Here is a 13,744-nt window from a genome sequence, read left to right on the forward strand (position 1 = left end):
CCTTCTTTGCAGGGAGAAACGCAGAATTAGCACGTAAGGCATTGCCCTATGTGCTATTCGTCCTAAGAGCTAAATAGAAATCCCGATTCGACCGAGCAACCAAACCTGAGATGTGGCTTGCCTCGCGATCCACGCTCATGGCGCCTTCCAGCAAATTGAAGCTAAGCCGGTCTTCGCCGTTCACCAGCGGCCCTACCTCGCGCTTGAGCGTAGCGATTTCTTCGGCGCAGTCCATGCCTTGAATCTTGAATCGCAGGGTTGTCGATGGCGTAGCAGGCTCGCTGGACAGGCGATCTCCCTGGCGCTCAGCGCAGCAGCCGTCCCCGGCTTGCGGCGGACCGCTGGGCGGTTGACGGGATTTAACCAGCCGGTAAAGAGCCGGCAGCACCAACAGCGTCAGCAGCGTCGATGACAAGATGCCGCCGATCACCACCGTCGCCAGCGGACGCTGCACCTCCGCGCCGGTGCCGGTCGCCAGCGCCATCGGGATGAATCCCAGGGAAGCCACCAACGCGGTCATCAACACCGGCCGCAACCGGACCAGCGCGCCTTCGCGGACCGCTCGTTCCAGTGCCAACCCGTCTTGGCGCAATTTATTGATGAAGGTAATCAGCACCAAGCCGTTGAGCACCGCCACGCCGGACAGCGCGATAAAGCCGACCGCCGCCGAAATCGACAGCGGAATGCCTCGCAGCCACAGCGCCACGATGCCGCCGGTCAGGGCGAACGGCACGCCGGTGAATACCAGCAAACCGTCGCGGATATTGCCGAAAGTGGCGTACAGCAATAAAAATATAATCGATAATGCCAACGGCACGACCACTTGCAACCGTTCGGCGGCGGCGATCATCTGTTCGAATTGGCCGCCCCAGGCGACCCAGCAACCGGCGGGCAGCTTGATCTCGGTACCGATCTTTTGCCGGGCTTCCGCGACGAAAGAACCCAAATCCCGGCCGCGCACATTGGCGGTCAATACGACGCGGCGTTTACCGTTTTCGCGGCTGATCTGGTTAGGTCCTTGCGTCACTTCAAAGTCGGCCACCGTGCCCAGCAAGATCAAGGTTTGCCGCTCGGCGGCTTGCCGAGCGGGCAGCGGGATCGGAATTTGCCGCATCGCGTCGGGATCGCTGCGCAGGGCTTCCGGCAGGCGTACCAATAAGTCGAAGCGGCGGTCGCCTTCAAAAATTTCCCCGGCTTTGGCGCCGCCCATCGCCGCCTGCACCGCTTGCTGAACGTCGCGCGTATTCAGGCCGAAACGCGCCAACATGTCCCGCTTCATCCGTACGGTCAACAACGGCAAGCCGGTCATCTGCTCGACTTTGACGTCCGACGCGCCCGGCACTTTTTCCAGTACCCGGCTCATTTGTCCGGCCGTTTCCAGCAGCGTGTCCAGATCGTCGCCGAAGACTTTGACGGCGACATCGGCCCGAACGCCGGATAATAGTTCGTTGAAACGCATTTTGATCGGCTGGGTGAACTCGTAATTGTTGCCGGGCGCCTCCTTGGCCGCCTGTTCCAAAGCCGCCAGTAAATCCGCTTTGGAACGGCCGGGATCGGGCCATGCGGAACGCTCTTTCAACATGATGAAGGTATCCGCGACGCTGGGCGGCATCGGGTCGGTGGCAATCTCGGCCGTGCCGATCTTGGCGAATACACGTTCGACTTCCAGAAAGGCGCTGATTTTCTTTTCGAGCGTGTGCTGCATGTCGATCGCTTGCGACAAACTGGTGCCGGGAATGCGCAGCGCATGCATGGCGATATCGCCTTCATCCAGCGTGGGAATGAATTCCGAGCCCAGGCGCGTAGCCAGCAGCAAACTCAACCCCACCAGCACCGTGGCGCCCGTCAACACGACCGGCGTATTCGTCAAGGCTCCTTCCAGCAGCGGCCGGTAGGCTTGTTGCGCAAAACGCATAGCCGGATTTTCTTTTTCGGCCATCCGGTCGCCGATAAAAACCGCGAGCGCGGCGGGGATAAAGGTGATGGAAAGCAGCATCGCGCCCACTAACGCGGCCACGACGGTAAACGCCATCGGATGGAACATTTTGCCTTCGACGCCGGATAGCGTGAATATCGGCAAATACACCGTAATGATAATGGCTTGGCCGAACAACAGCGCCCGCCTTGCTTCCTGCGAGGCGTCGAACACCGCATCGAGCCGTTCTTTTAACGACAAAGGCCGTTGCAGCCGGTGGTGTTCCAATGCCAAGCGGCGGACGCAATTTTCCACGATGACCACCGCGCCGTCGACGATAATGCCGAAATCCAGGGCGCCGAGACTCATCAAATTGGCGCTGACGCCTTGCGCGACCATGCCGGTGATCGTGAACAGCATCACCAGCGGAATCACCGCGGTGGTGATCAACGCGGCGCGCAGGTTGCCGAGGAAGAGAAACAAGATGGCGACGACCAGCAGCGCTCCTTCCAGCAGGTTGTTCCTGACCGTGGCGACGGTTTTATCGACCAGAATGCGGCGGTCGTAAACCGGCTTGGCTTTAACGCCGACCGGCAAGCTGCGGTTGATTTCGGCGAGTTTTTCGCCGGCCGCCTGCGAGACTTGGCGGCTGTTTTCACCGATCAGCATGAACACCGTGCCGAGCACGGCTTCACGGCCGTTTTCGGTGGCGGCGCCGGCGCGCAGTTCCTTGCCGAGCAAGACCTCGGCGACATCGCGGATGAAGATCGGCGTGCCTTGATAATTGCCGACGATAATGCGGCCGATTTCGTCCAGGGTTTTGACCTGGCCGGGGACCCGGATCAGATATTGTTCGCCATGATGTTCGATATAACCGGCGCCGATATTGTCATTGTTGCTTTCCAAAGCCGTCAGCACATCGCGGAAACTCAGCCCGTAAGCAATCAGTTTTTCGGGGTGCGGCGTAACGTGGTATTGCTTGACGTAGCCGCCGATCGTGTTGACTTCGGTGACGCCGGGGACGGTGCGCAATTGCGGACGCACGATCCAGTCTTCGAGGATGCGCAAATCGGTTTCGTTGTACGGCTCGCCATCGGCTTTGCGCGCTTCGGGTTCGGCGTTTACCGTCCACATGAAGATTTCGCCGAGGCCGGTCGCGATCGGCCCCATCGTCGGCTCCAATCCCGGCGGCAACTGGCTTTTCGCCTCCTGGATACGCTGGCTGACGAGCTGCCTGGCGAAATAAATGTCCGTGCCGTCCTTGAAGATAACGGTTACTTGGGACAAGCCGTAGCGGGACAGAGAGCGCGTCTGTTCCAGCCCCGGCAAGCCGGCCATGACGACCTCGATCGGGAACGTGACGCGCTGTTCCGCTTCCAGCGGCGAATAGCCGGGCGCGGCCGTGTTGACCTGCACCTGGACGTTGGTGATGTCCGGCACCGCGTCGATCGGCAGGCGCAGGACATTGTAGATGCCCAGTGCGGCGGCTGCGGCGGTGGCGAGCAAAACGAGCCGGCGGTTGTGGATGGAGAATTTTAAAATACGTTCGAACATGCCGATTTCTCCTTAATGCTCATGCGCCGCGCCGGCCTTGCCCAGTTCCGCTTTCAATACGAAGCTGTTAGCCGCTGCATAATGTTCGCCGGCCGCAAGCCCCTGCAAAACCTCAGCCCGGCTGGCATCGCGCCGCCCCAGCCGCAAGGGGCGCACTTCGAATTGGTCGCCGACCTGCACAAACACCGCTTCGGCATCGTGCCAGGTCTGCACGCCTTCGAGCATCACCGCGACCGGCACGGCGGCTTTTTCTTCAATGACTTCGATATTGACGAACAGGCCGGGACGCCAACGCTGTTCCGGATTGTCGATATGCACGTGCCCAGGCGCCGAACGGGTTTGCTCACCGACCAAGGCGCCCAGATAGTCGATCGTCGCTTCGGCTTCCAAACCCAGTTCCGGCGCTTTGACGCGCACTTTCTGGCCGACATTGACCCGGTTCAAGTCGTTGGCCGGCACGCTGAAATTGCCCCACACTTGGCTCAGGTCGGCAATGACCAAGACGGTGGCATCGGCTTGCACGGACTCGCCGACCACCAGATGTTTTTCAATCACGGTGCCGTTCAGCGGCGAGCGAAGTTCATAACGGGCCAGATTGCCCGGGTATTTGCGAGGATCGGCCTCAAGGCCCAAAGCTTCCAACTGGTCCTTGGCCGTGGCCACAGCGATTTCAGCTTCCGCCAGTTGCGTTTTGGCCTGCAAATAATCCTGCTCGGCGGAAATCTTTTCCCGCCATAATTGGGCTTCGCGCCGGTACAACGAACGGGCCAGCTCCAAACGTTTGCGGGCGGTCGCCAGACGGCTTTTCAAATCCGCCAGGTCGCGGCTTTCCAGCACGGCCAGCACTTCTCCCCGAGCGACGGCTTCGCCCAGCTTTTTACGCGCGTCCACGACCACACCGCCGACGCGGGGCACGACATGCGCAAAACGGTTCTGGTCGAATTCGATCGTGCCCGGCAATTTCAACACGCTTTCGATCTCGGCCGGCCCCGCCATCTCGACCGTAATGCCGGCGCTTTTGAGGGAGGCCGGGGACAATTGCACCCGGCCTTCCACCTGGGAATAAGCGAATTGATAAGCGTTGCCGCCGAAACGCGCGTTGATGGCGGCATCGAAAGAGTGCGGCTCTTCCACGACCGTATCGCCGATCAGATAATCGGCTTCCGGTTTAAAACGGAAGGTCTCGCTGCGCCCGCCGAAACGATGCAAGGTGATGTCCGCTTGCACTTGTCCGGGCGGGAGCGGTTTTTCGTTCTGGTAAGGGTAAATGCGGAATTGCGGCGGAACGCCGGTTTCGTAGATCACGATTTCCAGCGCGAAACCGTTTTTCGTCAACAGCCAGCCGTGATGCGGGCCGCGCGGAAACGTTTCGCTTTGCCCGGCAGACCCGGCATGTTCCTCTTCATCGTTGGCGACCGGCGGCTTCAACGTGAGAATCATGCCGGCCAGCACGATGCCGGCAACGAACAGGCCGATGATGACGATTAAAGATTTTCGATTCATTTCAAGTCCTCGTTGACAGCGCCGCCGATCAGCCGCTCAAGGTCGGCAAGATTTTGATGGTAGGCGACCAGAGCGCGTAGATATTGGCCTTTGGCGTTAAACAGCGTGCGCTGGGTGTCCAAAACGTCCAGCAAGGCGAATTTTCCGAGACGGTAGCCTTTTTGCACGGCCTGATAGGCGCTTGCGGCCTGCGGTAGAATCGTGAGCCGGAAAGTTTCGATTTCGGCGCGGACGGCATCGAGATTCAAGTAAGTGGTATTCAGTTCGGTGCCGACGCGGACTTCGGCGGATTGCAGCTCGTCGGCCGTTTTGCTGTGGCGCCGTTCCGCCGCCTGAATGTTGCCCTGATTCCGATCGAAGACCGGCAACGGCAGGGAAACGCCCACATTGACGACATAGTCTTGATTCGCCAGGTAATTGCTGCCGCCGAACGTCACGGTCAGATCGGGAATGGCTTTGGTTTTTTCCGATTGCACCAGCGCTTGCTGTTGCGACAGTTCGGACGCCCAACGGCTGAGTTCCGGGCTTTGCGTCAGCCGGTCGGTCAACGACTGCAACGACGGCAGCGTTTTGATGGCTTCGAGATCCCCCCGGACGGTTGAAAACTCCGGCTTCGTGCTGCCCCAATAGGCGGCCAGCTTTTTCTTGGCCGCCTCCAGTTCCCGCTCGGTGCGCAGCATTTCACTTTGGGTCGTTGCCAACGCCACGGCAACGCGGGTTTCTTCAATCGGCGACACCTTGCCGGCTTTGACTTGGTTGCCGACCGTGTCGACGACTTGTTGCGCCAGTTGCTGCGAATGCCGCGCAAGATCGGTGCGAGCTTGTGCGCCCAGCACCTCGATAAACGCCTGCGCCGCACTGGCCAATACGGTCACGCGCTTGATTTCATACGCCCAATTCGCCACCTCCCGGCCGGCTTCCGCGACCTGGATGCGGGCGGCGCGCTTGCCGCCCAGTTCGATCAATTGGCTGAGTTGCAGCGTGACGGCATCGCCGTCGAAACCTTTGGCGGCGCTGTTGGCGAAATTCGCCGCACTGGCGCCGAACACCGGGTTTGGAAACAGCCCGGCTTGCAGCGCGAGGGCTTCCTGCGCACGGACTTCCTCGGAAAAGGCCGCCAAATCCGGGTTGCCGGTCAGCGTTCGGGCAAGCGCCTGTTGCAGTGTCAGGCGGTTGCCGGCAACCGCCGGCTGTTGATGGCCGGGACGATGAATCGGTAAGGGCGCTGGCCCATTCGTATCCGGTGCCTCTGGCGAGGCCAGTGCGTTAAACGATACGCTGGACGACAGCAAAATCGCCGCCAGTTTCCCGGCAGCCGTGGGATTGTCAAAGAAAAACACGGAGGGTCTCCCAAAAATTGTAAGACTATTTTCCGCCAATCCGGGGCGGAAAAAGACGAACCGCCCGAAGACGGATAAGATTTTGAGAGTTGGCTTAAATCAAAAGGACGACGCAGCGTCTTAGGGCAGGATTCGACGAAATGGGATTGTTCGTCGTGAAGAGGCGATAAGGGTTTAAGAGGGCCGATTGAAGTACGGCAATCAACAAGACGGCGGCGGCCGTCAGGGCCCAGCCGATGTCGATGAGATGCTGCAGTATCGGTTCAAGCGTGTAATGGCCACCCTGGTCTTTCTCGCCGACGGGCAAATCGAGACAAGGCTTGACCTGATCAGGGCCTTGCAGATTGAAAACCGGCGGCTTCTGTTGCAAAGAACTGGAGCCGGCATGAGCCGAAACAACGGCTTGATGAGCTTCCCGAGGAGCGCCGGACGGGATTAACGACTCCCGCGTATGATCGTGGCCTGCCCGTTCCACCGCGACATGACCGTTCTGGCCGAAACACAAGACAAAAGGAGACAAGGCGCCATAGCCGAAAAACAGCTGGCAAATCAGCGCGACAAGCACATAGCTTGCAATTGATTTGGATAAAGCGTTTCGGCTACGGATTTGCATTATCCGATTATTTCATCAAATGAGAGGGACATCAAGTAGGCGGCTTTTCTCGTCAGCCCGCTAAAGCACAGAGCAACCAGCCATTCTATATGGTGTCAGAGGGGCTGCATTGAGTGGCGATGCCCAACGGTTTTCCGCCGCGACAAACGGTTTATGGCCATGTCGGGCAATGGAATAAACGCGGCGTATGGGCCAGGAGAGAACGGCCGCAATCACTTGCTGCTCGGAAACCTTGCACAAGCCTTTACGCACCGCCATGTTAAAAATTACGCATGCAAAATGCGTTTAATGTTTTGCCGGACAGCTTCTTTAGCGTACGATTTTTTCCGAATTCCGTCCGTGCTTACCCCATAAAGAAAAAAGACCCGGACCCTCCGCATTGCACGGCACATCCGGGTTGAAGACATTGATCGAGAGCATTCGAAAAAATACTTTGAACAATGAAAGGGCCACGTATCGGTTTAAGCGAGTGAGAGAAGCATGGCATCGCTCGGGTAGGGAAATGCGCTATCCCATTCCTTTCCCTACAGGTAGCGCCGAACATAGCCATGACATCAATCATTAAGCACATAGCATGCCAGAAAATAGGCGTTGCTGACGGTCCGGTATCTTGCGAAAGGGCTTATTTTCCGCGAACAATCCGATGCCGTCTCCCGGGTAAAGCTGTTTTTTTGCCGGCGCCGAAGCCATCGACCCGGCCGCGAGGCAGCCCTTTTCGATCGGACCGATCACCGCTGTGTCAAATGCCGCATCATTTTTCCATATTTTGTTCAATGCAGGCGCCTAAAAGGCGGCTTGGCGCCGAACCAGGTCATATGCCACAAAATGGATGCGTTAATTGACATAGCGCAATTGGCTATGCCTCCATGATTTGCCGCCACAACAGCCCGACCTGCTCGCTCAACTCCGCCGCCTCGGGTTGGCCGATTTCCGCGCGCTCGTCCTGCAGAACCAGCTTGTGGCCGTAATCGCGGTAAGCGCAATAGGCCGCCTTGAGCGTTTCGGCATCTGCTCCGGACAAAAATCCGGCCTCCGCCAGACCGTCCAGTTGCCTGATATTGTCGGTGTAGGTCGTCAGGGAAGGATGATCTGCCGCCTGGCTCAACACCCCGTACTGCACGAGGAACTCGATGTCCGCGATGCCGCCCTTGCTCTGCTTGAGGTCGAATTTTCCGTTTTCCCTGGGCGTCAGCGCGGCGCGCATTTTTTCGCGCATCTCGCGGACTTCTTTTTTTAACGCCTCGGCATCCCTCGGCAAACTCAGGATTGCGTGCCGCACCGCTTCGTATTTCGCTTTCAGCCGCGGATCGCCGGCGATGAAACGGCCCCGCACCAGCGCCTGGCGCTCCCATGTCCATGCCTGGTTTTTCTGGTAATCTTCATAGCCATTGATGTGGCACACCAACAAACCGGAGTCGCCGTTGGGCCGAAGGCGCATGTCGACTTCGTAGAGCACGCCGGACAGCATCCGGGTATCGAGGATGTGCCGGACCCGCTGGCCGAGCCTGCCGTAAAACTGGATGGCCGAAATCGGCTTGTTCCCCGAAGTCGACGCATTGCCGTCCGCGCAGTCGTAGATGAATACCAGATCGAGGTCGGAGCCGTAGCCGAGCTCGATACCGCCGAACTTGCCAAGGCCGATGACGCCGAATCCGGTGCGTTCGCCGTCGCTGCCGGGCGGATGGCCGTGCTTCTGCGCGAGCGCCCGCCAGGCGCATTCGACGGTTTTTTCGACGATGCTTTCGGCGATATAGGTCAGGTAGTCGCTGACCACCATCAGGGGCACCGCGCCCATCAAATCGGCGGCCGCGACCTTCAGCACCTGCTGCTGCTTGAACTGGCGGAGCAGAATCATCGCCTGCTCCATTTCCTCCACGCCGACCGCTTGCAGCAGCCGGTCCAACTGTTCGGCGAGATCCTGTTTCTTCAGCGGCGCGAACAGCGTCCGGGCGTCGATCAGCTCGTCGAACACCACCGGGTATTGCGCCAGATAGCGGCAGATCCAGGAACTGGCGGCGGCCAACCGGAGCAGCAGCGCCAGGGCTTGCGGGTTTTCGGACAGCAAGGCCAGGTAAACGTTTCGGCCCGCGACCGCGGCAAAGATGTCCAGCACCCGTTTGAACACTTCATCAGGCCGCTCGAATTCGCGCATCGCCTCCAGCACTTGCGGCATCAGGCGGTCCAGGACGCCGGCGCCTTTCGCGGTCAGCCGGCGCACCGCCGCCGAAGCCTTGAATTCCCTGAGGCTTTCGCGAGTCGCCTCGGGATCGGTAAAACCGCAGGCCGCGAGCCGTTCGGCATCTTCGCCGCTCCCGTTCCAGATCAGCCGGCCGGCTTCCCGATGATTCTCCTGCCTGGACAGTGAAAACACTTGGTCGAACACTTCGTGCACGGCTTTTCTGACCCGGTCCAGCTCCTGTTTAAACGCATCCCAGCCGGAAAAACCGAGCGAATAGGCCAGCGCCGCGCGGGCCTCGGGCGATACCGGCAGATCGTGCGCCTGCCTGTCCTGGTATTCCTGAATGTGGTTTTCGACGATGCGCAGGAACACGTAGGACTTTTGCAACTGACCGGCGTCTTCGGCGGTCAGCAGATTCAATTCGCCGAGGCGTTTCAGCACCGCCAGGATGCCGCGCTGCTGCAGCGACTTTTCCTTGCCGCCGCGGATCAACTGAAACGCCTGGCCGATGAATTCGATCTCTCTGATCCCGCCCGGTCCGAGCTTGACGTTTTCCATCCGGTCCTTGCGTTTCAATTCCTGGGTAATCTGCTGCTTCAGCGAGCGCAATTCCTCGAACGCGCCGTAATCGAGATAGCGCCGGTAAACGAAGGGCTGCAGCATCGCCATCAACTGACTGCCGGCCTTGAAGTCGCCCGCCACCTGCCTCGCCTTGATCATCGCGTAGCGTTCCCATTCGCGCGCCTGGGTCAGGTAGTAGTTTTCCATCCCGTCGAAGGTCATGATCACCGCGCCGCTGTCGCCGTAAGGCCGCAACCGGATGTCGGTCCGGAACACGAAACCGTCCACGGTCATGTCGTCGAGCACCCGCACCAGGCTCTGGCAGAGGCGGGTAAAAAATTCGCCGTAGCTGGTTTCCTTGCGGTCCGGCAGCACGCCTTCTTCCGGAAAGGCGAAAATCAGGTCGATGTCGGACGAATAGTTCAGCTCGTAGGCGCCGAGCTTGCCCATCCCGAGCACGACGATCTGCTGGGGGCTGCCGTCCTTCAGCAGCGGCGCGCCGCGCTTGGCGGTCGCCTGCCGGTACAGGAAATCGAGCGCGTACTGGACGCAGGCGTCCGCCAGCAGCGACAGGTCCATCAGGGTTTCCGGCAGCTCCGACCAGCCGGCCAGATCGCGCCAGGCGATCCGCACCATCTCGCGGTTGCGGAATTTCCGGAGCCCGGCCATCAGCGCACTCTCGGAATCGGGGTCCAACGCGTCCAGCCTGGCCTTGTAACAGTCGGCCGGATAAGCGCGCGTCAGGTCGCCGGAATCGGCCAGATCGATCAGCAGTTCCGGACGTTTGCAGCACTGTTCGGCGACAAACGCGCTGCCACACCAGACTTTCGGCAGCGATGCCGCCACCTCGGGCAGATCGGGCATCTTCAGGTTCAGCTCGGCCAGCCGTTCGGTGATTTTCTGCAGATTGGCGGCATGCGCGGCTTGTAATTCGGACGGAACGGCGAGGGCGGATTCGGCGTGATTCATGGGCGGCTCGATAGGAATTTTGAAACGGGACATAATAACCATAAAATAAAGCGCAATATAGATTGATCGCCGGAACCGGGCATCCGTGCGGCGATGCTTTCTGCCCCATCGATTTTAAATCGGTTTATAAATGGACGACTATGCGCGACAGCAACGGGACGGCATCCGGCGACGGCCAGGATTACCTCCTCATGATTTTGACCAAGACCCGCAACGACAAGCAACTTGCTTTCACGATATTCGCGCAATTGTTCGCCGAACTGCCGGAGCAGTTGGAGACCATCCAGAACGCGCTCAACCGCCGGCAATACGACCAGGCCCGGCAAATCACCCACAAGCTGCACGGCTCGCTGAGTTTTTGCGGCCTCGAAAACATTCGGAGGCGAGCCCACAATCTCGAACGGAGCCTGGCCGACAACGAATTGGGCGCGATCAGCCGCTATTGGTTTCAACTGCAGCAGGGCATATTCGATTTTACCGATCAACAGCAGGCGCTGCTGGAGGCCCTGTCCGAGGAAAAGGCTTTGCCGCCTCTCGAATGAAGCGCTCCGCCGCGCCTGCTCGTAAAAAAACCGGGCGTTCCAGTTAAACCGCCCTGAACGATTCAAAACCTCCGCCACTACAACGATTCATGCCACACTCACTCCCTATTCTCGGCTTCATCGGCATCGGCCTGATGGGCAAACCGATGACGCTGCGGCTGCTGCAGCACGGCTTCCGGGTCAACGTCTGGAACCGCAGCCCGGCGAAACTCCAGCCCGTGATCGCCGCCGGCGCAGCCGCGATGCCGGACATCGCGGCGCTGGTGCGCGCTTCCGACGTGGCGATTATCTGCCTGGCCGACACGCCGGCGGTCGAATGGGCGCTCCATCACGGCATCCTGAATCACGGAGCGCCGGACAAGCTGGTAATCGACCTGTCCAGCATCGACCCGAACCGCACCCGTGCGTTTGCGGCCGCGCTGCACGACCACTGCGGGATGGGCTGGGTCGATGCGCCGGTATCGGGCGGCGTGAGCGGCGCCGAACAGGGCTCGCTCGCGATCATGGCCGGCGGCGAACCCGCCCATATCGAGATCGCCCGCGAGATGCTAAAGCCGCTGTACAAGCAACTGACTCACATGGGCCCGGTCGGCAGCGGCCAGATCACCAAAATCTGCAACCAGATGATTGTAAGCTGCAACATGCTGGTGATCGCGGAAATGATCGCGCTGGCGAAGCAGGCCGGCGTCGAGGCGGAGAAAATTCCGGCGGCGCTGGCCGGCGGCTTTGCGGACTCGAAGCCGCTGCAGATCGCCGGCCCCGAAATGGCGCTCGAACAATTCGAGCCGGTCAAATGGCGCGTGAAGACTTTATTGAAAGACTTGCAGATGGCGGCCGAGCTGGCCAAGCAAACCGGAAACGCGTTGCCGATGTCCGGGCTCGCCGCGCAGCTGATGCAGTTGCACGGCAGCCACGGCTATCTGGAGCAGGATCCGGCCACCCTGATCAAACTTTACAGGAAAGACTGATGCTGCGTTTTTCGGCCAACCTGAGCCTGCTGTTCACCGAAGTCGAATTGATCGACCGTTTCGCGGCCGCGCGTGCGGCCGGCTTTCGCGCGGTCGAAATCCAGTTCCCCTATGAACTCGAAGCCGAGACGATTCGGCGAAAACTGGACGAGCACGATCTCCAACTGGTCCTGTTCAACGTGCCGGCCGGCGACTTGCTGCAAGGCGGCGAAGGGCTGGCCTGCGTGCCGGAAAAACAGACCCGGTTCCGGGAAGCGCTCGCGCTGGCGGTCGGTTATGCGCAAGTGCTGCGGCCCGCCGCGATCAACGTATTGCCCGGCCGCTGCCTCGATCCCTCGCGCCTAGACGCCTACCTTGCCACTTTCAAACGCAATCTGTGCCTGACCGCCGACATGTTCAAGCCTTTGGGCGTCAAAACGGTGTTCGAAGCGATCAACAGCCTCGACATGCCCGGCTTTATTATCGACACGAGCGCGAAGCTGCTGGCGGTGCAGGACGAACTGCAGCGGGCGGATATCTGCCTGCAATACGACATTTACCACATGCTCAGGATGGGCGAGGATCCGGCCGCGTTTATCGCGGAACATGCCGGCCGCATCGGCCATATCCAGTTCGCCGATTGCCCCGGACGGGGGCAGCCCGGCTCCGGCGAGGCCGATTGGACGGCGCTGTTTTCGGCGATCGACCGGTCGGGATACGGCGGCTGGGTTGGCGCGGAATACAAACCTATCGGCGAGACTTCCGCAAGCTTCGGCTGGCTGAATTATGCTTGATGACCGGTACGGTATTGGGCACCATTATCCGAATAAGTAAACTGTAGGATGTGCCGACGTCAGGAGGCGCACCGAGTGCCCTTCAGGGTATCGATCGCGAACGATATCCTGAAGGGCTCTTGATGCGCTTCGCTTCGTTCAGCACATCCTACGCATCTTTAATCTGCTGGGATGTAGGAAGCAACTTCATGTCTGGTAAGATAAACCCATCGATACCGGATGGAAATTCGAGGCAGACCATGAACCAACCCGCGCAGCGCTTCGCCACCTACGAAGACCTCTTCGACCTGCCCGATCATGTGATCGGCGAAATCATTCACGGCCAACTGATCACCCAACCCCGGCCGGCACCCAAACACGCTTTGGCGATCTCCGGGCTCAGTATGCGATTCGGAGATCCGTTTCATTACGGGCGCGGCGGCCCCGGCGGCTGGTGGATTCTGTTCGAGCCGGAATTGCATTTGGGACCGCATATTCTGGTCCCGGACATCGCTGGCTGGCGGCGCGAACGCATGCCGGCATTGCCAGAAGAAGCCTATTTCAGCCTCGCCCCCGACTGGGTCTGCGAAGTGCTGTCGCCCGGTACCGCGCGCATCGACCGCGCCGTCAAAATGCCGATTTACGCCGCGCAACAGATCAACTGGCTCTGGCTGCTCGATCCCGATATCCGCACGTTGGAAGTTTACAGTCTAGCCGACGGCCACTGGCTGCTCGAAGGCACCTGGAAAGACGACGACAAAGTACGTGCAGCACCGTTCGCCGAAGTGGTTTTGCAACTCGATGACTTGTGGGTGCCGGAGGTAAGGAAGCCAAGCCCGTAGCCAAGC

Annotated in this window: 10 protein-coding genes; 4 read left to right on the top strand and 6 right to left on the bottom strand. The window is 59.8% G+C overall.

Going from position 1 to position 13,744, the window contains the following annotated elements; translation table 11 throughout:
- Positions 1-46 precede the first annotated feature (46 nt).
- The 6 genes from CC94_RS0106245 to glnE all read right to left on the bottom strand — a co-directional run bounded on the left by CC94_RS0106245 (position 47) and on the right by glnE (position 10,634).
- A complete protein-coding gene (locus CC94_RS0106245) occupies positions 47-3,469 on the bottom strand; it encodes an efflux RND transporter permease subunit (protein WP_036303776.1) in 3,423 nt (1,140 codons plus the stop codon).
- A gap of 12 nt (positions 3,470-3,481) precedes the next feature.
- Positions 3,482-4,972 carry an efflux RND transporter periplasmic adaptor subunit gene (locus tag CC94_RS0106250; RefSeq protein ID WP_031430226.1) on the bottom strand — a complete coding sequence of 497 codons (1,491 nt, stop codon included), beginning with the start codon at positions 4,970-4,972 and terminating at the stop codon, positions 3,482-3,484.
- Complete coding sequence (locus CC94_RS0106255; RefSeq protein ID WP_036303779.1) at positions 4,969-6,312, bottom strand: TolC family protein; 1,344 nt, start codon at positions 6,310-6,312, stop codon at positions 4,969-4,971. Before CC94_RS0106255 ends, CC94_RS0106250 begins: the two co-directional genes overlap by 4 nt.
- A gap of 94 nt (positions 6,313-6,406) precedes the next feature.
- Positions 6,407-6,877 carry a hypothetical protein gene (locus CC94_RS0106260; protein WP_157203388.1) on the bottom strand — a complete coding sequence of 157 codons (471 nt, stop codon included), beginning with the start codon at positions 6,875-6,877 and terminating at the stop codon, positions 6,407-6,409.
- Between the two features lie 609 nt (positions 6,878-7,486).
- Positions 7,487-7,699, bottom strand: coding sequence for a hypothetical protein (locus tag CC94_RS0106265; protein WP_031430230.1), 213 nt, complete (start codon positions 7,697-7,699; stop codon positions 7,487-7,489).
- An 82-nt stretch (positions 7,700-7,781) separates the two neighbouring features.
- A complete protein-coding gene (glnE, locus tag CC94_RS0106270; protein ID WP_031430232.1) occupies positions 7,782-10,634 on the bottom strand; it encodes a bifunctional [glutamate--ammonia ligase]-adenylyl-L-tyrosine phosphorylase/[glutamate--ammonia-ligase] adenylyltransferase in 2,853 nt (950 codons plus the stop codon).
- Between the two features lie 140 nt (positions 10,635-10,774).
- Here glnE and CC94_RS0106275 point away from each other — a divergent pair, with 140 nt between their 5' ends.
- The 4 genes from CC94_RS0106275 (at position 10,775) to CC94_RS0106290 (ending at position 13,738) form a co-directional block, all read left to right on the top strand.
- On the top strand, positions 10,775-11,176 hold the full coding sequence (locus CC94_RS0106275) for an Hpt domain-containing protein (RefSeq protein WP_245549421.1): 402 nt from the start codon (positions 10,775-10,777) through the stop codon (positions 11,174-11,176).
- Positions 11,177-11,265: 89 nt separating this feature from the next.
- A complete protein-coding gene (locus CC94_RS0106280; protein WP_005374904.1) occupies positions 11,266-12,144 on the top strand; it encodes an NAD(P)-dependent oxidoreductase in 879 nt (292 codons plus the stop codon).
- The gene (locus tag CC94_RS0106285) at positions 12,144-12,917 is read left to right on the top strand and encodes a hydroxypyruvate isomerase family protein (RefSeq protein ID WP_005374905.1); all 774 of its coding nucleotides are present in this window, start codon (positions 12,144-12,146) and stop codon (positions 12,915-12,917) included. The genes CC94_RS0106280 and CC94_RS0106285 overlap by 1 nt, the downstream gene beginning before the upstream one ends.
- 239 nt (positions 12,918-13,156) lie before the next feature.
- Positions 13,157-13,738 (top strand): Uma2 family endonuclease, encoded by a 582-nt coding sequence (locus CC94_RS0106290; protein WP_005374906.1) that lies wholly within the window; start codon positions 13,157-13,159, stop codon positions 13,736-13,738.
- Positions 13,739-13,744: the final 6 nt, after the last annotated feature.

Origin of the sequence: Methylomicrobium agile (genome assembly GCF_000733855.1) — a bacterium.
Taxonomy (GTDB): domain Bacteria; phylum Pseudomonadota; class Gammaproteobacteria; order Methylococcales; family Methylomonadaceae; genus Methylomicrobium; species Methylomicrobium agile.